The sequence below is a fragment of the Mesorhizobium ventifaucium genome, assembly GCF_935822925.1.
GTDB lineage: Bacteria > Pseudomonadota > Alphaproteobacteria > Rhizobiales > Rhizobiaceae > Mesorhizobium > Mesorhizobium ventifaucium.
The window spans coordinates 38897-59930 of record NZ_CAKXZS010000015.1; the positions used below are offsets into that span (position 1 = coordinate 38897).

The 21034-nt window shown below is 61.1% G+C and carries 24 protein-coding genes and 1 pseudogene; 12 read left to right on the top strand and 13 right to left on the bottom strand.

Translation table 11 applies throughout. The features are described from left to right. The first annotated feature begins 17 nt into the window (after positions 1–17). The 6 genes from NMG70_RS14525 to aat all read left to right on the top strand — a co-directional run bounded on the left by NMG70_RS14525 (position 18) and on the right by aat (position 5391). A complete protein-coding gene (locus NMG70_RS14525; protein ID WP_254025170.1) occupies positions 18–1412 on the top strand; it encodes a M48 family metalloprotease in 1395 nt (464 codons plus the stop codon). Between the two features lie 102 nt (positions 1413–1514). Further along, complete coding sequence (locus NMG70_RS14530; RefSeq protein ID WP_254025171.1) at positions 1515–2318, top strand: DsbA family protein; 804 nt, start codon at positions 1515–1517, stop codon at positions 2316–2318. Positions 2319–2461: 143 nt separating this feature from the next. Beyond that, positions 2462–2896, top strand: a complete 435-nt coding sequence (gene aroQ / locus NMG70_RS14535; RefSeq protein ID WP_254025200.1) for a type II 3-dehydroquinate dehydratase — start codon at positions 2462–2464, stop codon at positions 2894–2896. Between the two features lie 26 nt (positions 2897–2922). Further along, positions 2923–3381, top strand: a complete 459-nt coding sequence (gene accB, locus NMG70_RS14540; protein WP_254025172.1) for an acetyl-CoA carboxylase biotin carboxyl carrier protein — start codon at positions 2923–2925, stop codon at positions 3379–3381. 19 nt (positions 3382–3400) lie between these two features. Next, positions 3401–4744, top strand: coding sequence for an acetyl-CoA carboxylase biotin carboxylase subunit (accC, locus tag NMG70_RS14545; protein WP_254025173.1), 1344 nt, complete (start codon positions 3401–3403; stop codon positions 4742–4744). 29 nt (positions 4745–4773) lie between these two features. Continuing rightward, positions 4774–5391, top strand: coding sequence for a leucyl/phenylalanyl-tRNA--protein transferase (aat, locus tag NMG70_RS14550; protein WP_254025174.1), 618 nt, complete (start codon positions 4774–4776; stop codon positions 5389–5391). A gap of 25 nt (positions 5392–5416) precedes the next feature. Here the strand turns inward: aat and NMG70_RS14555 are convergent, their stop codons facing one another. From NMG70_RS14555 to NMG70_RS14565, 3 genes are all read right to left on the bottom strand, one after another. Beyond that, the gene (locus tag NMG70_RS14555) at positions 5417–5785 is read right to left on the bottom strand and encodes a hypothetical protein (protein ID WP_254025175.1); all 369 of its coding nucleotides are present in this window, start codon (positions 5783–5785) and stop codon (positions 5417–5419) included. A gap of 121 nt (positions 5786–5906) precedes the next feature. After that, complete coding sequence (locus tag NMG70_RS14560) at positions 5907–6314, bottom strand: DUF2155 domain-containing protein (protein ID WP_436798390.1); 408 nt, start codon at positions 6312–6314, stop codon at positions 5907–5909. 344 nt (positions 6315–6658) lie between these two features. Further along, complete coding sequence (locus tag NMG70_RS14565) at positions 6659–7057, bottom strand: NADH:ubiquinone oxidoreductase subunit NDUFA12 (RefSeq protein ID WP_254025176.1); 399 nt, start codon at positions 7055–7057, stop codon at positions 6659–6661. A gap of 272 nt (positions 7058–7329) precedes the next feature. Here NMG70_RS14565 and panB point away from each other — a divergent pair, with 272 nt between their 5' ends. Both panB and panC read left to right on the top strand, forming a co-directional pair. Continuing rightward, on the top strand, positions 7330–8172 hold the full coding sequence (gene panB / locus NMG70_RS14570; RefSeq protein WP_254025177.1) for a 3-methyl-2-oxobutanoate hydroxymethyltransferase: 843 nt from the start codon (positions 7330–7332) through the stop codon (positions 8170–8172). Next, entirely contained in the window at positions 8169–9020 is an 852-nt protein-coding gene (gene panC, locus NMG70_RS14575) for a pantoate--beta-alanine ligase (RefSeq protein ID WP_254025178.1), read from the top strand. The genes panB and panC overlap by 4 nt, the downstream gene beginning before the upstream one ends. Positions 9021–9025: 5 nt before the next feature. Here panC and NMG70_RS14580 read toward each other — a convergent pair whose 3' ends face one another. Beyond that, positions 9026–9478 carry a phasin gene (locus NMG70_RS14580; RefSeq protein ID WP_254025179.1) on the bottom strand — a complete coding sequence of 151 codons (453 nt, stop codon included), beginning with the start codon at positions 9476–9478 and terminating at the stop codon, positions 9026–9028. A 430-nt stretch (positions 9479–9908) separates the two neighbouring features. On the opposite strand from NMG70_RS14580, the gene NMG70_RS14585 reads away from it, so the two are divergent. Further along, positions 9909–11369: an ArnT family glycosyltransferase gene (locus NMG70_RS14585; RefSeq protein ID WP_254025180.1), complete on the top strand. Its 1461-nt coding sequence runs from the start codon at positions 9909–9911 to the stop codon at positions 11367–11369. 74 nt (positions 11370–11443) lie between these two features. Here the strand turns inward: NMG70_RS14585 and NMG70_RS14590 are convergent, their stop codons facing one another. The 5 genes and pseudogenes from NMG70_RS14590 to NMG70_RS14610 form a co-directional block, all read right to left on the bottom strand. Then, positions 11444–11932, bottom strand: a complete 489-nt coding sequence (locus tag NMG70_RS14590) for a GNAT family N-acetyltransferase (RefSeq protein WP_254025181.1) — start codon at positions 11930–11932, stop codon at positions 11444–11446. Positions 11933–11956: 24 nt separating this feature from the next. Next, complete coding sequence (locus NMG70_RS14595; RefSeq protein ID WP_254025182.1) at positions 11957–12652, bottom strand: hypothetical protein; 696 nt, start codon at positions 12650–12652, stop codon at positions 11957–11959. 4 nt (positions 12653–12656) lie between these two features. Next, on the bottom strand, positions 12657–14156 hold the full coding sequence (gatB, locus tag NMG70_RS14600) for an Asp-tRNA(Asn)/Glu-tRNA(Gln) amidotransferase subunit GatB (protein ID WP_254025183.1): 1500 nt from the start codon (positions 14154–14156) through the stop codon (positions 12657–12659). 162 nt (positions 14157–14318) lie between these two features. Further along, positions 14319–14750 carry a CBS domain-containing protein gene (locus NMG70_RS14605; protein WP_023798170.1) on the bottom strand — a complete coding sequence of 144 codons (432 nt, stop codon included), beginning with the start codon at positions 14748–14750 and terminating at the stop codon, positions 14319–14321. A gap of 182 nt (positions 14751–14932) precedes the next feature. Beyond that, positions 14933–15687, bottom strand: a pseudogene (locus NMG70_RS14610) (rhomboid family intramembrane serine protease). Positions 15688–16108: 421 nt separating this feature from the next. Between NMG70_RS14610 and NMG70_RS14615 the strand changes: the two are divergent. The 3 genes from NMG70_RS14615 to NMG70_RS14625 all read left to right on the top strand — a co-directional run bounded on the left by NMG70_RS14615 (position 16109) and on the right by NMG70_RS14625 (position 18355). Continuing rightward, complete coding sequence (locus tag NMG70_RS14615; RefSeq protein ID WP_254025184.1) at positions 16109–16747, top strand: PAS domain-containing protein; 639 nt, start codon at positions 16109–16111, stop codon at positions 16745–16747. 117 nt (positions 16748–16864) lie between these two features. After that, positions 16865–17482 carry a PilZ domain-containing protein gene (locus tag NMG70_RS14620; protein WP_254025185.1) on the top strand — a complete coding sequence of 206 codons (618 nt, stop codon included), beginning with the start codon at positions 16865–16867 and terminating at the stop codon, positions 17480–17482. Between the two features lie 264 nt (positions 17483–17746). Further along, positions 17747–18355 carry a transglutaminase-like cysteine peptidase gene (locus NMG70_RS14625; protein ID WP_254025186.1) on the top strand — a complete coding sequence of 203 codons (609 nt, stop codon included), beginning with the start codon at positions 17747–17749 and terminating at the stop codon, positions 18353–18355. Between the two features lie 424 nt (positions 18356–18779). On the opposite strand, the gene NMG70_RS14630 is transcribed toward NMG70_RS14625, so the two are convergent. From NMG70_RS14630 to NMG70_RS14645, 4 genes are all read right to left on the bottom strand, one after another. After that, entirely contained in the window at positions 18780–19208 is a 429-nt protein-coding gene (locus NMG70_RS14630; protein ID WP_254025187.1) for a hypothetical protein, read from the bottom strand. A gap of 160 nt (positions 19209–19368) precedes the next feature. Continuing rightward, a complete protein-coding gene (locus NMG70_RS14635) occupies positions 19369–19995 on the bottom strand; it encodes a hypothetical protein (protein ID WP_254025188.1) in 627 nt (208 codons plus the stop codon). 17 nt (positions 19996–20012) lie between these two features. Next, on the bottom strand, positions 20013–20564 hold the full coding sequence (locus NMG70_RS14640; protein WP_254025189.1) for a gamma carbonic anhydrase family protein: 552 nt from the start codon (positions 20562–20564) through the stop codon (positions 20013–20015). Positions 20565–20583: 19 nt separating this feature from the next. Further along, positions 20584–20928: a DUF6949 family protein gene (locus tag NMG70_RS14645; protein WP_254025202.1), complete on the bottom strand. Its 345-nt coding sequence runs from the start codon at positions 20926–20928 to the stop codon at positions 20584–20586. Positions 20929–21034: the final 106 nt, after the last annotated feature.

Sequence of the window (21034 nt, forward strand, 5' to 3'; positions counted from 1 at the left end):
CTACCAGTGGACCTGCCATGTTGAGCCGACCCAGATCGACGATAGCCCGGGCAGCGCGCGCCTTCGCGACGCTTTCGCTTGCCGCGACACTCGCTGTGACCAGCACAGTCAGCGCCTTCGCGCAAAACGTGCCGGTGGTGCGCGATGCCGAGATCGAGGCGCTGGTGCGCGACTATGCGCGGCCGATCTTCAGGGCCGCGGGCCTGCCTGAAGACGGCGTCGACATCGTGCTGGTCAACGACCAGAGTTTCAACGCCTTCGTTGCCGGGTCCCGCCTGTTCATCAACACCGGCGCCCTGATGTCGGCGGAGACGCCCAACGAGATCATCGGCGTCATCGCCCATGAAGCCGGCCACATCGCCGGCGGCCACCAGCAAAAATTGCGCAACCAGCTCGAACGCGCCAAGACGATGGCCATCATCGCGACGCTGCTTGGCGCCGGTGCCATCGTTGCCGGCGCCACCAGCAAAAGCCGGGGCCTGGCCGGCGCCGGCATGGGGGTTGCGGCCGGCGGCGGCGAGATGGCGCAGCGCAGTATCCTCGCCTATCAGCGCACCGAAGAGATGACCGCCGACCGCTCGGCGATAACCTATCTCAATGCCACCGGCCAGTCCGGCCTGGGCATGCTGAAGACCTTCGGCCGCTTTCAGAGCGCGCTCTCGCTGTCAGGGGCGCAGGTCGACCCCTACCGGATCAGCCATCCGCTGCCGCGCGAACGCATCGCCAACCTCGAAGTGCTGGTCAAGAAGAGCCCCCATGTCGACAAGGTCGATGCGCCGGCGCTGCAGCAGCGGCATGACATGATGCGCGTCAAGATCGCCGCCTATATGGGAGGCCAGGCCGCCGCATCGCGGCTGATGCGCAAGATGCCGGGTAGCCTCGCCTCGCAATATGGCGACGCGCAGACGAGCTATCTTTTCGGCGATCTGGCCGGGGCGCTCGCCAAGGCCAACGCGCTGATCAAGGCACAGCCGAAGAACCCCTATTTCCAGGAGTTGCGCGGCGACATCCTGATGAAGGCGAACAGACCGAAAGCTGCCGCGGAAGCCTATGCCAAGGCGGTCAGCCTCGACCCAGCGCGATCCGGGCTGCTGCCGGTTTCCCACGGCCAGGCGCTGATGGCCGTCGGCACGCCCGATTCCCTGGAGAAAGCGGTGGTGCAGATAAACAAGGGTCTCGGGCGCGACCGAGAAAACGCCGTCGGTTACCGCCACCTCGCGCAGGCCTATGGCGAGCTTGGCAACATACCGGCCGCCGACCTTGCGACCGCCGAAGGCCATTTCTATTCCGGCGCCTACAAGGATGCCAAGATCTTCGCAATGCGCGCGCAGATGAAAATGAAGCGCGGCGAGCCGGGCTGGATCCGCGCGCAGGACATCATAAACTACGCACCATCAGGCAAGAAAAAGTGAACCGTCCGGCCGTGCGCGGCGACAAGTAGTCGGACCAATCGGGTAGTCGGACCCAATCGGGTCGGACAACCGGGCCGGAACCAGGCAAGAGGATTAGCGATTATGAACAAGGCAATTCTGCTGGGCACCACGGGCGTGGCGGTCGCTCTCGCCATGCTGGGTTTCGGGTTCGTGACCGGAAGTCCGCAGACGGCAAAGGCCGATGCCACGCAGATCGCCCAGGCAGCCTCCGCCGACACCAAGATCGACCGGGCTGAAGTCGAAGGCATCATCCGCGATTATCTCCTGAAGAACCCGGAAGTGCTGCTGGAAGCTCAGGAAGCGCTCGAGGCCAAGCAGAAGGAGGCGCAGCGCGTCGCCAGTCTCGGCGTCATCAAAGATGCCAAGGACCAGATCTTCAATTCGGCCTTCGACGGCGTCGTCGGCAATCCGAACGGCAAGGTCACCATCGTCGAATTCTACGATTACAATTGCGGCTACTGCAAACGCGCCATGGAGGACATGCAGACGCTGACGACAGCGGATCCGGAGCTGCGCTTCGTGCTCAAGGAGTTCCCGATCCTCGGCCCGGATTCGCAGAAGGCGAGCGTCGTCTCGATGGCCTTCCACCTGATGATGCCGGAGAAATACGGCGAGTTCCACAACGCGCTGCTCGGCGCCCAGGGACGCGCCACCGAAGCGGCGGCGATCAAGGTAGCGCTTTCGCTCGGCGCCAACGAAGCGACGCTGCGCGACAAGATGAAGGATCCCTCGATCGCCGAGGCGCTCTCCAAGACCTATGATCTTGCCAACAAGCTGGCCATCACCGGAACGCCCTCCTATGTGGTCGGCAATGAGGTGGTGTTCGGTGCGCTCGGCCAGGACGTGCTGGCGGAGAAGATCGAGGCGGCCAAGGCCGCACTCTGATCGGCCGCTGGCTTTCGGCGCAGGCCATTTTCCGGCTGTTGTGGACAGCGAAAGAACCCACTTGCGCTCTTTTCGCAGGCGTTTAAGCCCATTATAGAGGTCCGGCGCGCCGACTGATGCCGGCGTGGGGAAAGGTCGGCATTTTGAAAACGGTTTTCGTCCTGAACGGTCCCAACCTCAACGCGCTCGGCAAGCGCGAGCCTGGTATCTATGGCGGCAAGACGCTGGCCGCGATCGCCGACGATTGCAAGCAGGCAGGTGCGGCACTTGGGCTCGAGATCGATTTCCGTCAGTCGAACCATGAGGGCGACCTCGTCGACTGGATACAGGAAGCCGCCGACAAGGCTGTCGGCATCGTCATCAATCCGGGCGCCTACAGCCACACCTCGATCGCTATCCACGACGCCATCCGCTCCGTCGCGCCATTGCCCGTCGCCGAAGTTCATCTTTCCAACATCCATGCGCGGGAATCATTCCGCCACGTCTCCATGGTCTCGCCGGTCGCCGTCGGCGTGATCTGCGGGTTCGGGCCGCTCGGCTACACACTGGCGCTGCAGGCGCTGGTCGCACGCCTATGACCGGCCAACAAACAGAAGGCTCGAAAATGTCGATAAAGAAGAATGGTGTTGACCAGCAGCTTATCCGTGATCTGGCGGGCATACTGAACGACACCAACCTCACCGAGATCGAGGTCGAGCTGGGCGACTTGAAGGTGCGGGTGTCGCGACAGGCGCCGGCCGTTCATGCGGTCGCCGCACCGCAGCCGGCCTATGCGCCGCCGGCAGCGCAGCCGGCTGGCGCAGCCGCCCCGGCAGCGGCCGACGTGTCGAAGAATGCAGTGACCTCGCCCATGGTCGGCACCGCCTACCTGGCGCCATCGCCCGACGCCAAGGCGTTTATCGAGGTCGGCCAACAAGTCAAGGAAGGCCAGACGCTGCTGATCATCGAGGCGATGAAGACGATGAACCAGATCCCCTCGCCCCGTGCCGGAACGGTGACGGCGATCCTGTTCGAGGATGCGCAGCCGGTCGAATATGGCATGCCGCTCGTCGTGATCGAGTAGAGCCGGGAACAGCCGAAAAATGTTCCAGAAAATCCTCATCGCCAATCGCGGCGAAATCGCTCTGAGGGTGCTGCGCGCCTGTAAGGAGCTCGGCATCCAGACGGTGGTGGTGCATTCCACCGCCGACGCCGACGCCATGCATGTGCGGCTCGCCGACGAGAGCGTCTGCATCGGCCCGCCGCCGTCGCGCGACAGCTATCTCAACATCCACCAGATCGTCGCGGCGTGCGAGATCACCGGCGCCGACGCGGTGCATCCGGGCTACGGGTTCCTGTCGGAGAATGCCAAATTCGCCGATATCCTCGCCGCTCACAATATCACATTCATCGGCCCGTCCGGCGATCACATCCGCATCATGGGTGACAAGATCGAGGCCAAGCGCACCGCAAAGCACCTTGGCATTCCGGTGGTGCCCGGCTCCGACGGGGCGGTCACCGAGGAAAAGGAAGCCAGACGCATCGCCGGCGAGATCGGCTATCCCGTGATCATCAAGGCGTCGGCCGGCGGCGGCGGACGCGGCATGAAGGTGGCGCGCAGCGAAGCCGATCTTGTGGTGGCGCTGCAGACAGCGCGCTCGGAAGCCGGTGCCGCTTTTGGCGACGACGCCGTTTACATCGAAAAATATCTCGAAAAGCCGCGCCACATCGAGGTCCAGGTGTTCGGCGACGGAGCCGGCCGCGGCGTGCATTTCGGCGAACGCGACTGTTCGCTGCAGCGCCGCCACCAGAAAGTCTGGGAAGAGGCGCCCTCGCCAGCGCTCAATGCCGAGGAGCGCGCGCATATCGGCGGCGTCTGTGCCAGGGCGATCGCCGATCTCGGCTACTCCGGGGCTGGCACCATCGAATTCCTCTACGAGAACGGCGAGTTCTACTTCATCGAGATGAACACGCGCCTGCAGGTCGAGCATCCGGTGACGGAGGCAATCACCGGCATCGACCTCGTGCACGAGCAGATCCGCGTCGCCTCGGGCGGCGGGCTTTCCATGCGCCAGGAAGAGATCCGCTTTCAGGGCCACGCCATCGAATGCCGCATCAATGCCGAGGATCCGCGCACCTTCACCCCCTCGCCCGGCACGATCACCCACTTCCACACGCCGGGCGGCCTCGGCATCCGTGTCGATTCCGGCGTCTATTCCGGCTACAAGATCCCGCCCTACTACGACAGTTTGATCGGCAAGCTGATCGTGCACGGCCGCAATCGCGTCGAATGCATGATGCGGCTGCGGCGGGCGCTCGACGAATTCGTCGTCGACGGCATCAAGACGACGCTGCCGCTGTTTCGCGATCTCGTCGGCAATGCCGATATCGCCAACGGCGAATATGACATCCACTGGCTGGAAAAATATCTGGCTGATAAGGATTAGGACGTGAACTTATAGAATATAATGTCGCGATGACCCGTCCCTACGCGCCAGGCTATCGCATCCCGACCGACCTGTTGCTCAAGGCCTACGCCTCGGGCGTCTTTCCGATGGCCGAAAGCGCCACCGATCCCGAAGTGTTCTGGGTGCGGCCGGAGACGCGCGGCATCATCCCGCTGGATGGTTTTCACACGCCCAAAAGCCTGAGGAAGGCGATCCGGAAAGACCTGTTCGATATCCGTTTCGATTTTGATTTCGAGGCGACGATCGACGGCTGTGCCGAGAGGCGCGAGGAACGCCGGTCGACCTGGATCAACGCGCCGATCCGCGAGGCCTACGTCGAACTCCATCGGATGGGCCATTGCCATTCGGTCGAAGCCTGGCGCGAGGGTCGGCTGGTTGGCGGCCTCTACGGCGTGTCTCTCGGCCGGGTGTTCTTCGGCGAAAGCATGTTCGCCAGGGAAACGGACGCGTCGAAGGTCTGCCTGGTGCACCTGGTCGAACGCCTCAAGCAACGACACTTCGCGTTGCTCGACACGCAGTTCACCACCGAGCACCTCAAACGCTTCGGCGCGGTCGACGTGCCAAGGGGCAAATACGAAAAGATGCTGGCCGACGCGCTGAAGGGCGAGGCGGTCTTTTTCCCATGATCTGCGCCAAAGGTCAGGTTCTTGGTCAGGTTTTTGCGGCAGGCTCAAGCGGCGTCTGCGCGTGGAACATCATCTTCCAGCCATTGACGCGATGGACATAGCCGGTGCTGACCAGCGCCGCATAAGGCTCGCCATTCTCGCGAGTGGCATGGGCCTCATAGGTCAGCATGACAATGTCGCTGCCCGGCTCGATGATGCCCTTGAGGTCGATGTCGAGATCGCGCCAGCGATTTGGGTCCGTCGCGGTTTCGGCCAGATCGGCATTGCTCATCGTTTGCGCCATCTGTGGGAAAGCCACCAGGCACTCGGTGTCGGCATTGGCTTTGAAATAGGCAGCGTCGCCGGTCCAGAACCCTTTTTCGAGTTCGAGAAGCTCGCTTTTGTTAGCCATCATGGGTACATCCTCCGAACCGCCAGTGATGACAAACGCACGGACAAACAGTGCGGTTCCGGAAGGCTCAGTGTGTGATTGCGAACAGGCGATCCCGCACGCCAGGCATTATAATTGGTCCTGGCTAATTGGTTTTGGCCGCGTCGGGTGCCGGCACCTCCGACTTCTGCTTGCAGCCCTTCAGCCAGACGTCGTAGACCGCGTGCTCGACGGCGTTGAGGCCGGGGCTTTCGGCAAACATCCAGCCGGTGAAGATACGGCGGATCTTGCGATCGAGCGTGATCTCGTCGACCTCGACGAAGGAATCGGTTTTCGGCTCTTCGGTCTGCGGCCGCGAATAGCAGATGCGCGGCGTCACCTGCAAAGCGCCGAACTGCACCGTCTCGTCGATATAGACATCGAAGGTGATGATGCGGCCGGTGATCTTGTCGATGCCGGCGAATTCGGCGACGGGATTGGTGATGCGTTGCGGCGCCGCCGGCGCCGCTGGAGCCACGGTCGCATCCGGTTCCAATGGCGAACCCGGTTCCATTGTCGCATCCGGCTCCATCGGCGCCTCAAATTCCGTCGGCGCCCCCGGGTCCACTGGTGCCTCGAATTCCGTCGGCGCCCCCGGATCCACTGGTGCCTCAAACTCCGACGGCGCCCCCGGGTCCACTGGCGCCTCCAGCGTCTGTGCGGCGGCGATGCTAAAAGCCGCAAAAGCGGCGGCCACCGTCAGTCCGCCCATCGAAATTCGGCTGAAAATGCTCATGCAAGGATCCGGTGGTTTGCGCCCGGGGTGATTCTGTCGCGCCCAAGGCTAGTCGCTGCTGTCAGATCGACAAGCAGCTAAACGCCAATTGTGGCGATAAAGGACCGATCCCCGGCGAGCGGTTACGACCCCGGCGTCCAGGCGTCGTAATCGCCGGTCACCTGCGGGCGGTGCTGATTGCTGAGTATGGAGCCCTTGGGGCGATAGGCCGCGGCACTTCCGGTGAGGTTCGGCTGATGCGGCTTCTGCCAGTCGCGTGGCTTGTAGTTTTCGCTCGGCGGCGGCGTATCGACCCGGTGATGCATCCAGCCATGCCAGCCGGGCGGAATCATCGAAGCTTCCGAATAGTCGCGATAGATGACCCAGCGGCGTGTGCGGCCTTCCGAATCGACACCGCCCTCGTAATAGACGTTGCCAGCCTCGTCCTGCCCGACTTCCTTGCCATGCCGCCAGGTGTGGAAGCGCGTGCCCAGCGTCTGGCTGTTCCACCAGGTGAAAAACTGCAGAAGGAAAGTCTTCATCCAAATCCTCGCGGCAAGTCCTAGTGGCAAGTCCTAGTGGCAAGTCCTCGCGGCGACAGCGGCGGCGCCCGTTTCCTGCTTATGGCGTCAGGCCATCGCCAAGGCAAGGGTTTTGCCGCACGAGCCGCCCAAATGGCCGTCGGAAAAGCGACGCACCGTGGCAAGCCTTTCGCGTCCTGTCGAGGCATGCCTTGCCAAGGCTGCCCCGTCTTTCTAAAGCTCTGCGCGCCGCATGCAGGTACCCAGCCTGGTTGACGGTTGAGGAGGTAAAGATGACCCCGGATGCATCCGACCCTGAGTTGCGGATAAGTGCCAGCTCCATTCGCCTGCGCAAGGGCGGCGTGCCGGTCGTCTGCCTCACCGCCTATACCTATCCCGTCGCTCGCCTGCTCGATGATCATGTCGACCTGCTTCTGGTCGGCGACAGCGTCGCCATGGTTCTCCATGGCCACAAGACCACGCTGGGCGCCTCGCTGGAGATGATGATCGCCCATGGACAAGCGGTGATGCGAGGGTCAGCCAGGGCCTGTGTGGTGGTCGACATGCCGGCCGGAAGCTACGAGGCAACGCCGCGCCAAGCCGTCGCCTCGGCGCGGCGGGTCGTCGGCGAAACCGGTTGTCAGGCCGTCAAGCTGGAGGGTGGCGTCACGGTTGCCCGACAGATTGCGGCGATTGTCGCTGCCGGCATTCCGGTCATGGGGCATATCGGCTTGCAGCCGCAATCGGTGGAAAGCGAGGGGGGCTACAGGATCAAGGGCCGGACCGAGGAGAATGTGGATGCGCTTTATCGCGACGCCGAAGCGGTCGAAAAGGCCGGCGCGTTTTCGGTAGTCATAGAAGGCACCGTCGAGACCGTCGCCGCCGACCTCACCCGGCACATTTCCATCCCAACCATCGGCATCGGCGCCAGCGGCGACTGCGACGGCCAGATCCTGGTCATCGACGACATGGTCGGCCTGACCGTCGACCGGGTGCCGAAATTCGTCAAGCAATATGCCAACCTGCGCAGCGTCATATCGCAGGCAGCAGCCAGCTATGCAGCGGAGGTGCGAAGCCGGACTTTTCCGAGCCCGGACCACGTCTTTTCCGCCACAGCCGACAAGAACAAAGAATGAGCCGGCCTCTCGTCGTCCACAGCGTCGCCGCCCTTCGCGCGCAAATCCGCGACTGGCGTCGCGAGGGCCTTAGCCTTGCCATGGTGCCGACCATGGGTGCGCTGCATGACGGCCATATCTCGCTGATCAGGATCGCGCTGGAAAAGGCCGATCGCTGCGTCGTCTCGATCTTCGTCAACCCAACCCAGTTCGCGCCGAGCGAAGACCTCGACAAATATCCGCGCCAGCTCGGCCGCGACCTTGATCGGCTGGCCGAGGCCGGCGCACAACTCGCCTTCACCCCTGGTGTGGCGGAGATGTACCCGGCCGGCTTCGCCACCACGATCGCGGTCGGCGGGCCAGCCGCCGGGCTGGAATCGGATTTCCGGCCGACCTTCTTCGACGGCGTCGCGACGGTCGTGGCAAAGCTTTTCCTGCAGGCATCGCCCGACTGCGCGGTCTTCGGCGAGAAAGACTACCAGCAGCTTTGCGTCGTCAGGCAACTCTGCCGCGATCTTGATCTGGCGGTGGACATCATCGGCGCGCCAACAATACGCGACGCGCACGGCCTCGCCATGTCGTCCCGCAACGCCTATCTCGGCGATGCCGAGCTCAAGGCGGCGCGCCAGCTCAACGCCATATTGCGCCGGGCGGCGGCGGCACTTGCGGCAGGCGCGGATGAAGGCAGCGCGACCGCCGAGGCCAGCCGCGCGCTCGTCGAGGCCGGCTTCGACAAAGTCGACTATGTCGCGGCGCGCGAGAGCCTGACGCTCGCCCCGTGGCGGCGAAACCGCGACGGGCGCCTGCTCGCAGCCGCCTGGCTGGGCAAGACCAGGCTGATCGACAATGTGGAAGTTCCCTCCGCCTAGGCCAATCAGGCGACCTTGAGGTTCTTCATCGCCTTCTCGTAGACATCTTTGATCGGCTTGGATACGTCTTCTGCGGCTTTCGTCGCCGCCGCCTGAAACTCTTTGCCCTGCTCGATTGTCTTTTCCACTTGCTGGCGCAAGAAGGCAGTCTGCAGTTCGATGAACTCGGAGGGCGATTTCACGGCAACCAGGGCTTCGAGGTGAGAAAAACTGGCCTCAACATTTGCGCGCACAGCGGCGATCGTCTTCAGCGACAGTTCATCGCTGGCGGCCTTGGCTGTTTCAATGGACGATTTGAGGGCCTTCTGGGTCGCCTCGGCGCCGGTCGCAAATTTCGATAAGGCTTCTTTCGACTGCTCGACGCCCTTTTCGGCGACAGCGCGGAACTGATCGGTTACCTCGGTCGGGACTTCCACGTTCTCGATGACTTCAGCAGTTTTATCAGCGGTCTTGGTCATAGTTTCCATCCTTTGCGGCGGGCGACCTTTGTAAAAAAGCCGTCTCGTTCATCTAGGACCCTGACGTTACGGTATCTGCATTGCATTGCAACATTTTTGTGCGTCGCACCATGCTTTTTTGCCGCAGCGTTAGCCACTGGTGAATTCATGCCTGCGAGCATCTTTGCGCACCCCAGCCGAGAAAGAAATTCAGGCAAGAATTGCAGAACAGTGGCCCCGCCTCAAACACGCCTGCCCGATACAATGGTTCGCCCCGACGATGTGGAGGACTTGGCCTCTGCCACGGCGGAATATCGGGTGTGACACCGTCCCTCGGATTTCTGGCACAAGATGCATGGCTGATTGCCAAAATCCGGAGAACCGAGCCGATTCCGTTACAATTCGGCCAAAATCATGATGCGGTGCTGCGCGCTCCAGGAGCGCAGCATCATTGCTCGGCTGGAAGGACATGCTCGGCTTGAACGACAATGATTTCTGGCGCGGATCCCCAATCTTGAACCCGGCACAAGTCGAGCGGCTGCTCCCCTATCTGTTCCTGCTTGCGTTGATCTGCATCGCGCTCGGCTTTCGGCCGCTCCTGCCTGTCGATGAAACGCGATATCTCAGCGTCACCTGGGAGATGTATCTGAGCGGCCAGATCTTCGTTCCGACGATGAATTTCGCGCCCTATCTGCAAAAGCCGCCGCTGCTGTTCTGGCTTATCGACCTGGCCTGGGGCATTTTCGGCGCAAGCCGGGTTGCCGCGATGCTCGTCATCATCGTCGCCTCGTCACTCGTCATCTGGCTGACGACGCGTCTGGCTAAAACCCTCTTTCCCGGGCGCGACGACATCGCAAGCCGTATCCCCTGGCTCGTCGCCGGCAGCACCGTCTTCGTGATTTATTCGACGCTGATCCTGTTCGACATGCTGCTGACGGTCTTCGTGCTCGCCGCGCTTTTGTCGTTGCTTGCCTTTGCCAGGAGCGGCAACCGTTGGCACGCCGTGCTGGCGGGCCTGTTCATCGGACTGGGTGTCTTGACGAAAGGTCCGGTGGTGCTGATCCATGTCGGCGCGCCAATCCTGCTCTATCCGTTCTGGCGCGATCGGCAGGCCGGGCTGACGACCCCGACATTCCTCGCCGGGGCAGGTCTGGCAATTCTCGCTGCATTGATCCCGGTGGCGATCTGGCTGGTGCCGGCGACCATCCAGACGAAAGGCAACTTCGTCTATGACCTTGTCTGGAACCAGTCGGCAGGGCGTGTCACCGGCAACCTGCACAACTCCCATGGCCGGCCGTTCTATTTCTATATCGTGCTGCTGCCGATCATGCTCATGCCGTGGATCTTCATACCCGAAGTGCGGCGGCTGAAGCTGGGCGCCCGGATACGTGGCCTGATCGACACGAGATCGCCGGACCTGCGGGCGCTGCGCCTGCTGTCGTTCTCGTTCGTCGCGGTTTTATTGGTTTTCAGCGCCATATCTGGCAAGCAGCCTCACTATGTGGTGCCGATGTTGCCGTTTGCGACCATCCTGTTTGGGTATTTCATGGCGGAGATTCCCCTCGCGAAGCTCAGAAACTCGGCTTTCGTCCTGCTCGCCATTTTCGGCATCGGTCATGCCGCGGCATCAGCGACCGCTTTCAAACGCGAAGATCTCATGCCGCTGGCCAACTTCATCGACGAGCGAAAGAATGCGGACTGGGCTATCGCCTTCGACTATCAGGACGAGGTCGGCTTTCTTGCCCGGCTGCAGAAGCCGCTCGAAAGAACAGACAATCCCGAGGAATGGCTTCGCTCCCATCCTGTCGGCTATGTCATCGACAAATCCAAGGACGCCGGGATTTCAGAGCAAATCGCTTTCCGCCTTCACGTCGAGCGCGGCTATCTTGTCGTCCTCAAAAGCCAGCATTGACGTCATGGCTACCCGCAGCCGACCGGCGTAGCCCGTAAAGCGCTGCTGACCTCGACGTGGCCGGGCAGTCAGATCTATCCGATCGCCTTTTCCAAAATCAGCGCCGGCAGCCCTGAGCCACCGCCACAGTCGGCGGTGTTCCCGGCGGGCAAAAACCCTTTCGAGCGGTAGAAGGCGACGGCCGGAGCGTTTGCCTCTTCCACTTCGACACGCAGCGTCAGCGCCTCCGGAAAGCTGGCCTCGACCTCTTCCAGCAGCGAATGGCCTATCCCTTGCCTCTGTAAGTTCGGATGCACGTAGAGCTGGTTCAGCATGACGATCTTCGCATCCGTAGTGGCTGCGGCGAAAGCCATGCCGCCGATGCGCTTGCCGTCGTCTGCGACCAGGAATTCGGAGTTCGGCCGTGTCAGCCGCGCCTTGAGCGAAGCGATCGAATGCCACTCATTTGTCATCTCGGTGACTTTGGCAGCACCATAGATGGCGTCATAGGTGGCATGCCACGTTTCGACCAGCAGCGCCCGGATGGCAACCAGATCGCGTTCGCTGGCAGTGCGGACGAACATCGGTTTTCTCGCTGACGGCTCGCCTTATGCTTCGACAGGCTTGCGTTTGAGTTCGATCACGGCAAGCAGCACGACCCAAATGAGGAGCACCAGGCTGCCCGGGATGTTGGCCGCCATGGCGATATCGGAGAAACCGGTTGCCGCCGTGGCGACGCCGCCAATCAAGACGCCAACGGCCCCCGCGCTGCCGAGCAACGACATCCAGACTGGACAGTGCTTCGCCTGCTGCAACGCGATGTTGGCGAGCAGGACGGTCAGGCCGAGCAGCACGGCGCTCACCGCGGCAAAGCCGATTTCGATCTGCCGCACCGCAAAGGTAGCGTTGAACAGCGATGCCTTTGCGGCATCGTCGGCCACGGCCCATGCGTCGACCATGGCCTTCAGCGCGATGCCGTCGACTGCCTGCAAAGCCGCCGCAGCCGCAAGCGACGCCGCGCCAAATACAATGGTGAGCAGAGCAAAATCCCGCGCCGGACCGTCGAACAGACGGCCAATGATCAACAGCATGCCGGCGACCATCGCCACGACACCGGCAAGTTGAGCCATGTGACTAAAAAGCCAATTGTGATCGGCGGAATACTCACCGAAGGCGCGAAGCGCATCATTCGGGTCCTCATGCATCGGATGCAGCAGCGTGCCGACGAAAAGCAGCACGGCACCTGCGACCAGCAGCGCCGACGAGACGCCTGCCTGATTGCGCGGCCGTGGTCTTGCGTTCATTGCGCTATTCGATCCCGAGCTTGGCCTTGACGAGGTCGTTGACCGCTTGCGGGTTGGCCTTGCCGCCTGTCGCCTTCATCACCTGGCCGACGAACCAGCCGGCCATGCTCGGCTTGGCGCGCGCCTGCTCGACCTTATCGGGATTGGCTGATATCACCTCATCGACCGCCTTTTCGATGGCACCGGTGTCGGTGACCTGTTTCATGCCGCGGCTTTCGACCAGCTGGCGCGGATCGCCGCCTTCGTTCCAGACGATCTCGAACAGATCCTTGGCGATCTTGCCGGAGATGATGCCCTCCTTGATCAGGTCGATGACCGCGCCGAGCTGATCGGGCGAAACCGGAGCGTTTTCAATGCCCTTGCCGGCTCTGTTCAATGCACCGAGCAGATCGTTGATGACCCAATTGGCGGCGAGCTTGCCGTCGCGACCAGCGGCCACCTTCTCGAAATAGTCGGCGACCGCCTTTTCCGACACCAGGATCGAGGCGTCGTAGGTCGACAGGCCGAGCGAGGAGATCAGCCGCGCCTTCTTGGCGTCGGGCAGTTCAGGCAGATCCTTTGCCAGCGCATCGACATAGGCCTGGTCGAATTCCAGCGGCAGAAGGTCGGGATCCGGGAAATAGCGGTAGTCGTGCGCTTCTTCCTTGGACCGCATCGAGCGCGTCTCGCCCTTGTTGGGGTCGAACAGCCGCGTTTCCTGGTCAATCTTGCCGCCGTCCTCGAGGATGGCGATCTGGCGGCGCGCCTCGTAGTCGATAGCCTGGCCGATGAAGCGGATCGAGTTGACGTTCTTGATCTCGCAGCGCGTGCCGAATTCGCCGCCGGGCCTGCGCACCGAGACGTTGACATCGGCACGCAGCGAGCCTTCGTCCATATTGCCGTCGCAAGTGCCGAGATAGCGCACGATGGTGCGCAGCTTGGTGACATAGGCCTTTGCCTCATCGGCGGAGCGCATGTCGGGCTTGGAGACGATCTCCATCAGCGCCACGCCGGAGCGGTTGAGATCGACATAGGACATCGTCGCATGCTGGTCGTGCATCGACTTGCCGGCATCCTGCTCCAGATGCAGCCGCTCGATGCCGACCTCGATGTCCTCGAACTCGCCCTGCCGGTCCGGGCCGACAGAGACGATCACCTTGCCCTCGCCGACGATCGGCTGCTTGAACTGCGAGATCTGGTAGCCCTGCGGCAAATCGGGATAAAAATAATTTTTGCGGTCGAAGACCGACTTGTGGTTGATCTCGGCTTTCAGTCCGAGGCCGGTGCGGATCGCCTGCTTGACGCATTCCTCGTTGATGACCGGCAGCATGCCCGGCATCGCCGCATCGACGAGGCTGACATTTGCGTTTGGCGGCGCGCCGAAAGCCGTCGAGGCGCCGGAGAACAGTTTTGCTTGCGAGGTCACCTGCGCATGGACCTCGAGGCCGATGATGATCTCCCAATCGCCGGTGGCGCCTGATATCAGGCGCTTGGCGTCGGGCGTGCGGGTGTCGATGAGGGTCATAATGGCCTGCGAGTTATCGGTGACGGAATTCACGTCAAGGCGTGAATTCCGTCACGTCGGACGTGAAAGTCACTCGCTAGTGCAAACCACAAAAAGAGACAAGCGCAAAGCCGAAGCTGGCGCTTTCATATCAAATCGCCAGCCGGCCGAAGAAACAAGTTGTCAGGCCGTCGCTATATAGGCCCTGATCTCCGCTGCCTCGCGCTCGACATCCTCGATGCGCCGTTTGACCACGTCGCCTATCGATACGATGCCGTCGAGCAGGCCGTCCTTTTCCACAGGCAGATGGCGGAAACGGCCACTGGTCATGATCTCCATGACCTCGTTGACGGTGTGGTTCTCATTGCAGATCTTCACCTTGGGCGTCATCGCCGAACGGACCGCGATATCCAATGCTGCGGCCCCTTCCCTGGCGAGGACCCGCACGACGTCGCGCTCGGAAAGAATGCCGACGATCTTGTGATCGCCATTGGTGATGACCAGCGCACCGATCCTGTGCTCGGCCAGGATACGAATGGCCTCGCTCAGCTTTTCGTTCGGCCCGAGCGTCAACACGTCGTGGCCTTTCTGCTCGAGAATTGCCTTAACAGTCATGGCGTCCTCCTCAGTTTTACTTGCCGGTTCCTGCCCTGACCGGCTTTTCCTAGTGCCAGACATCGTGCGCCGCGATCGATTGGTTTTCAAGTGCGGCGCCTTAATGCGCATCGCATGTCGTTGTCGCAAACCGCGGCGCAGCCTCGGTTCAAAACCGAGGGCATGCTTTTGGGCGACATACTTCAGGCCCTGAACTCATCCGCCTGCTGCCGCCGATCGAAAGCCCGCAGGCCGAAGAAACCGGCGACGAAACCGCCAATATGGGCCTCCCAGGCGATCTGGCTGTCGATGCCGGGCGCGAAGGCAACGAGGCCGGTGGCGAGATTGATCACCATCCAGATGACAAGAAAAGTCACAACGCCGCGCGAGCGGAACACTGCCGCCATCGGCAGCGGCGCGCCGGCGAAGGCGGCCTTGCCGGACGAGCGGTCGATGCGGAAGCCGAAGCGGGCGGCGGCCCCCATCATGCCGGAAATCGCCCCCGATGCGCCGACCAGCGGCGTCTGGCCGAGCGGATGCACCGCCCAGAACAGCAGTACCGCCGCCAGCCCCGTCGCCCCGAAGAACTGAAACGAAGCGCGCCGAAGCGGTTCGCCAGCGGTGAGCCGAAAGCCGCCAGCCACACCATGTTGATGGCTAGATGTGCAAAGCCACCATGCAGGAAGGCATAGGTGAATGGGCTCGAAAACGCGTAGAAATCGAGGTCGAAGCGACCGGAATAGCGGATCGGAATGAAGGCGGTCCGGATCAGCAGGGAGAAATCCTGGTCGTCGGTGAGCCAGTAGAACCGGATCAGGTGAACGACGACGCAGATGCCGATCACCGCCAGCACAACGGGCGGCATGTTGAACACCGGCTCGCGGCGCGGCTCCGGCTCGCGGTCGACAGGTCCGCCCTCGCCCTGTTCGATTTCCGAGGGGCTTGCTGGTTCGCTCATATGGCTCGCACTCAGTCGCTGGATTCGACTTCGCGAGCATGTAGATCACGGTCACCCGATTCACAAAGGGGCGAATCGCCCCACGCAAATCAAAATGGCGCGAATCAAAATTGGCGCGAATCAAAAAGAAGCCGTCCAAGGTTGCCCTTGAACGGCTGGTCGAGCCCCCGTGCTCCCCAAAACTCTTGACTGAAATGCTGCCGATCGCTGCGAAACGACCGCTTCTGGAGTGGTTTTAACGTGCCACGGGCCTGGGCGGAGCGCAACGTAAACCACTTGTTAACCTTAACGGCCCCGACCCGTGAACAAGTGTTAACGATGCTGGCACGCATCCTGCTCCGCAACGCATGTAGGTCCTCGGAGGGCGCCCTTCTGTTCACCGATGGGACATCAGACGACAGATTGCGCGGAGCAGCATAGCATGAACCAGAACGGATCGATCACGCTGTTCCATTATTGGAACCGGCTGCGTGACGGGCGCCCTGCCCCGAAGCGTTCGGAAGTCGAGCCAGCCGACATCAAGTCGCTGCTGGCCGACACATTCATCCTGGAAAAGGATACGCGCGGCGAAGCGGTATTCCGGCTCGCCGGCACCAGGCTTTGCGCGGTCTATGGCCGTGAACTCAAGGGGTTTTCCTTTCCCTCGCTGTGGCGCGAGAAGGACCAGCGGCTTATCTCGAAACTGATCCACGGCGTCTTCGATCAGAAATCCGTAGTGCTCATCACCTATGAAGGTTTCAGCCGCACCGACCGTTCCAGCAAGTTCGAGCTGCTCGCCCTGCCGCTCGACGGCGGCGTCGAAAATCCGCGCTGCCTTGGCGTGATAAGCGCCGCTGAAAAACCCTTCTGGCTGGGCGCGGATCCGATCGCCGACTCCCTGATCGATTCGATCCGTGTCGTCGATCCGGACAAGGAACCGATATTCCTCAAGAACCGGCCGGCCATCGACGTTCCCTCGCTTGTCCCGTCGGAACTCGATCCGCCCCAGACGATTTCGGCGCTCGGCCAGGCGCGCCGCATCCGTCATCTGGTCGTATTCGACGGCGGGCGCGGGGAATAATCCAAAATCCTAAAGTAGCGGCGTCAGGTTTTCCCCTTTGTTAACCCGCTTCGCTGTAGCTTTCCGACGAAGTTCCTCGCATCACCGCGCGGAATGCCAAACGGGGTGTAGGCAGTCATGAGGTCAGCGGCGGTCGACACCGCGCCGTCCCAAGCTGAAAGGCGTAACTTTCAGCGCGTCCGCGTGAAGATCTACGGACGCTTCATGCTGGAGGATCGCACCGAACATCCGTGCCAGGTGGTCGACATGTCGCCGGGCAATGTAGCGCTTCGCACCGAGCGCATCGGCATGCCGGGCGAGAAAGTCATCGCTTATATCGATCACATCGGCCGCATCGAAGGCGTCGTCACCCGCATCTTGCAGGACGGTTTCGCGATGACGGTCATCGCGTCGGAACGCAAGAAGGACAAGCTTGCAGCGCAATTGACCTGGCTTGCCAACAAGCACGAGCTCGATCTGCCGGAAGACCGCCGCCACGAACGCGTGTCGCCGCGCAATCCGAACAGCGTGCTTCAACTCGGCGATGGGCGCCAATACCAGTGCCGCATCATCGACCTGTCGCTTTCGGGCGCCGCCGTCGAGATCGACGTCAAGCCGGCGATCGGCATCCAGGTCATGCTGGGCACCATGCGCGGCCAGGTGGTGCGCCATTTCGAGGACGGCATCGCCATCGAGTTCGCGGTCATCCAGCGGCCAGAAACGCTCGATTCCGAATTCAACGCATCCGGCACCTGACAAACAACAAACATTCCCGCAATCGAACCGGCCCATTTCGGGTGGTTTTTTTGTTGTCTCGCGCCGGCCGACGCGGCCTGCCACCGATGCCGCGCCAAGGCGCCGCGCCGCTGTAATCCCCGCGAAAACGCCTCAAAAATTTTATACTGAAATGTTTCAAATTTTATGTTTATTCTATAGGCGTTTTACTTAATGTCTACTTCGAGCCTTTGCGTCGAATAAATCCAATCGTGTCATTGTCTCCTCAAACGGGGAGACTGGACGATGAAGAAGACAAGGGGCAAGCTGTTGCTCTTGGCAATGGCGACGCAGCTTACCGCCTGGGGAACAGCGTATGCAGCGGGACCTGCCTTCATGCACACCGGCAGCCGCACCACACAGCCGGTCGGCCATTACGAGTTCTGCCAGAAGATTCCGCAGGAATGCAATCAGCGGACGCCGAAGCGGGCGCCAATCGAGCTGACCCGCAAGCTGTGGGCGAAGATCGTGAGCATCAACAATTCGGTCAACACCAGAATCACGCCGCGCACCGATATGGAACTGTGGGGCAAGGAAGAGGTCTGGTCCTATTCCAACAGCGAATTCGGCGACTGCGAGGACTATGCGCTGGAAAAGCGCCGCGCGTTGATGAGCATCGGCGTTCCGGCCGGCGACCTGCTGATGACGGTTGCGCGCCAGCCGAACGGAGACGGCCACGCGGTGCTGACCGTGCGCACCAGCCTCGGAGAGTTCATCCTCGATAATCTCGAAACCAGGGTGCTGTCCTGGACCAATACCGACTACACCTACCTGAAGCGCCAATCGAGCCAGAATTCGGGCGCTTGGGTAACGATCAACGACGGCCGCTCCGGCGCGGTTGCCAGCGTCCGCTAAGGACGCGACGCAAAAACCCGGTCGAGCCCCACCTCCCCGTCCCCAACGACCGGGTTTTAGGAGCCGGCCCCGTCCCCGGGCCGGCTCCACTTTTCGGGGGCAAGCAGTCCTATCGCCCGGCAAGAGCGTCCAACAGTGCCCTCATTTCGCTACTCAGATTTTCGCGGCTTTCAAGCCAGGTGCGTTGATTGCAGTAGAGATGCTCTTCGACGACAACTTCTTCCCGCATAAACCCATTGTCACGCAAAACTGCCATCCAAAACACAAAGTCACGCATGGACACTTGGCGCGAAGCCGACAAATGGGACAAAGAGCAACGCACGAATGAAATCCAGTCCTACCGGTTCGACCGTCCGCTGATTGACGAAGGATGGCAGAAATTAGTTTCAGGTGATGTCAGCCGTGACGTTCAGGCAATTTGGCTTCACTCGGACCTCCGCGCAAGCCTGCACATCAAAATTGCGGTGGGGCGCTTTGCTCGGTAACGCTGGTAGTAGGGTTGCCAGCGCGGAGACAGACGCTGTTCTGCTGAGACGTATGGCCCTTCCCAATCAGCAGTCCCTGCTGCGTAGTATAGAGCTTGGGCGAGTTCTACCCAGGTGGCTTCCATTCGCTCTTTATTGTCGTGCTCCACGAATATCGTATCGGCAATGTCTTCAAAGGCCCGATAAACGGCTTGGCTTGGGCTAAGCTGCATTCGCTTTCCATGCACTCGCCAGTAAGCCTTTTTCTCGTCAATCCGTCTTCCCCGACGCCAGCCGATGTCTGGCAGCTTCAAGAACATTGAATTATGCTGCCAAGTCTGATCGAACTTGTCGTGCCAAAAGACCGAGTTGCGAATGCGCTCAAACATGATCAGATCAAGGTCTTTGTAATCTTGCGAACCCCTTCGATTAATACCAGCACTTCCTCTTTAGTGGGTTCCGCTTGCTTCTTGTGATCGCATTTGTTCCGCAAATCGCCGAGATGTTGAACAAAGCGCCACTGCGCCACATCCGCTATTGAGGCCGCTTTCAGCGCATCGTTAAGGTCGAAAATTGCAGGATCTTTCTTTTTGGGAGAAACCTCGTGGCGGTCGCAAACTGCCGACAAGTGTCCCTCCAACACCACTCCGGCCATGGCGCCGGCCCCCGCTGGAAGCCATTTTTGTTCAGTATCTCAGCTTGTTCAAGCTCATCGTCCAACAGGTCAGCGTGAAGCAAAGTCTTGATATCGTAGAGCGTTGATGCGAACCGTCCCAACAGGCCAGCAACCATGTTGTACTGCTGGTACATCGGATTGATCCCGTGTTTTGGCTCTGCCAAGATATTTCCACCCCGGCCAACTGAGGTTCCCCGAAGGGCATCGCTGATCGTATAGTTCGACCATAGTATCTCTTTTCGTGCCGTTTTTGGCGAGTAGTAAGCTCGAAAGTCGTCCATTCGCTCGGGCAAAATCTGCGAAATCAGTGCGAGGCTTTCTGAATACCAACCTTGATAGGCAGAGTGAAAATCAGGAAGCTTCTTTAGTTCGTCTTCCGACATGTCAGTGATTGAGGGAATTTCTTTTTCATAAAGCCTCTGCATGGACAGTGTCAGTTTCCCGCCTTGCCTGACCAGCCTCTCCAAGTCTTTTTGATATCGCTCAATATTGGATGGCACCTGCGTTCCTCCCCATATCACGATCTGGCACTGAGGCTGACCACAGACTTTTTTAATCCCGCCTTGAAGCGTTTGCCGTTGGCAACGTAGTGCGCGGCCGAAGCGCGCAGGCTTGCGACCGCGGCATCGTCCAGCTCTCGCATCAAACGCGCGGGCGAGCCGATGATCAGCGAATTATCGGGAAATTCCATGCCTTCGGTGATCAGTGCGCCGGCGCCGACCAGCGAGTTCTTGCCGATCTTCGCGCCGTTCAGCACGATGGCGCCCATGCCGATCAGGCTGTTGTCGCCGATCGTGCACCCATGCAGCAAGGCGCGATGGCCGATCGTGCAGCCTTGCCCGATGGTCAGGGGAAAGCCTTCATCGGTGTGCATGACCGTGTTCTCCTGCACATTGGTGTCGGCGCCGATAACGATCGGCTCGTTGTCGCCGCGAATGACGACGCCGAACCAGAAGCCTGCGTTGCGGCCGACCCTGATATCGCCGATCAGGGTGGCGTCGGGCGCGATCCAATTGCTGTCCGTGTCCTCGAAAACGGGGGCTTTTCCGTCGATTGCATAGAGCGGCATTTTTCTCTCCCGATTCGTCTCACGCTGAAAAGTCACCCGAACCTAGGAGCATGCCCGCCCGGGATCCAATGTCGATCAGCACGACGCCCAACGCCAACGCCCAGATCGTCGCGGTGCAACCGCAAGAGATCAGCGCCGGGGCGGAAATGCGGCCTCGCCGCCAGGCGTCGAGGGCTTCATTGGCGAACATCAAAGGTCCGGCGCAAGCCGTCGCGACGAGCGAGCGCAGTACATGCGCCGGCGACACATAGGGCTCGACGAAGGCGAGTCGGCGGCCCGATATCAGTTCCATAGCCGATCCGGCCAGGCCGCACGCCGTCAGCCCAACCATAAAAGCAAAGAGTGTGTGTTCGACCGGACCCATCTTTACCTTCCATTTACCATGAAATCGCACAGTCGTGTTCGACAGGCCCCGTTGCAAGAGCCGTGCCGCGCCACATGTGCCGCCTAAGGACACCGCAAGGGACAGA

Excerpts from the sequence above, each read along its gene's own strand:
- accB (WP_254025172.1), top strand. The coding sequence starts at position 2,923 with ATGTCGATAAAGAAGAATGGTGTTGACCAGCAGCTTATCCGTGATCTG.
- panB (WP_254025177.1), top strand. The coding sequence starts at position 7,330 with ATGACCCCGGATGCATCCGACCCTGAGTTGCGGATAAGTGCCAGCTCC.
- NMG70_RS14590 (WP_254025181.1), bottom strand. The coding sequence starts at position 11,932 with ATGTTCGTCCGCACTGCCAGCGAACGCGATCTGGTTGCCATCCGGGCG.
- accC (WP_254025173.1), top strand. The coding sequence starts at position 3,401 with ATGTTCCAGAAAATCCTCATCGCCAATCGCGGCGAAATCGCTCTGAGG.
- NMG70_RS14630 (WP_254025187.1), bottom strand. The coding sequence starts at position 19,208 with ATGTTTGAGCGCATTCGCAACTCGGTCTTTTGGCACGACAAGTTCGAT.
- NMG70_RS14580 (WP_254025179.1), bottom strand. The coding sequence starts at position 9,478 with ATGACCAAGACCGCTGATAAAACTGCTGAAGTCATCGAGAACGTGGAA.
- NMG70_RS14560 (WP_436798390.1), bottom strand. The coding sequence starts at position 6,314 with ATGGAACCGGGTTCGCCATTGGAACCGGATGCGACCGTGGCTCCAGCG.
- NMG70_RS14640 (WP_254025189.1), bottom strand. The coding sequence starts at position 20,564 with ATGCCGCTCTATGCAATCGACGGAAAAGCCCCCGTTTTCGAGGACACG.
- NMG70_RS14645 (WP_254025202.1), bottom strand. The coding sequence starts at position 20,928 with ATGGGTCCGGTCGAACACACACTCTTTGCTTTTATGGTTGGGCTGACG.
- aat (WP_254025174.1), top strand. The coding sequence starts at position 4,774 with ATGACCCGTCCCTACGCGCCAGGCTATCGCATCCCGACCGACCTGTTG.
- NMG70_RS14555 (WP_254025175.1), bottom strand. The coding sequence starts at position 5,785 with ATGATGGCTAACAAAAGCGAGCTTCTCGAACTCGAAAAAGGGTTCTGG.
- gatB (WP_254025183.1), bottom strand. The coding sequence starts at position 14,156 with ATGACCCTCATCGACACCCGCACGCCCGACGCCAAGCGCCTGATATCA.
- NMG70_RS14565 (WP_254025176.1), bottom strand. The coding sequence starts at position 7,057 with ATGAAGACTTTCCTTCTGCAGTTTTTCACCTGGTGGAACAGCCAGACG.
- panC (WP_254025178.1), top strand. The coding sequence starts at position 8,169 with ATGAGCCGGCCTCTCGTCGTCCACAGCGTCGCCGCCCTTCGCGCGCAA.
- NMG70_RS14625 (WP_254025186.1), top strand. The coding sequence starts at position 17,747 with ATGAAGAAGACAAGGGGCAAGCTGTTGCTCTTGGCAATGGCGACGCAG.
- NMG70_RS14525 (WP_254025170.1), top strand. The coding sequence starts at position 18 with ATGTTGAGCCGACCCAGATCGACGATAGCCCGGGCAGCGCGCGCCTTC.
- NMG70_RS14595 (WP_254025182.1), bottom strand. The coding sequence starts at position 12,652 with ATGAACGCAAGACCACGGCCGCGCAATCAGGCAGGCGTCTCGTCGGCG.
- NMG70_RS14605 (WP_023798170.1), bottom strand. The coding sequence starts at position 14,750 with ATGACTGTTAAGGCAATTCTCGAGCAGAAAGGCCACGACGTGTTGACG.
- NMG70_RS14530 (WP_254025171.1), top strand. The coding sequence starts at position 1,515 with ATGAACAAGGCAATTCTGCTGGGCACCACGGGCGTGGCGGTCGCTCTC.
- NMG70_RS14620 (WP_254025185.1), top strand. The coding sequence starts at position 16,865 with ATGAGGTCAGCGGCGGTCGACACCGCGCCGTCCCAAGCTGAAAGGCGT.
- NMG70_RS14615 (WP_254025184.1), top strand. The coding sequence starts at position 16,109 with ATGAACCAGAACGGATCGATCACGCTGTTCCATTATTGGAACCGGCTG.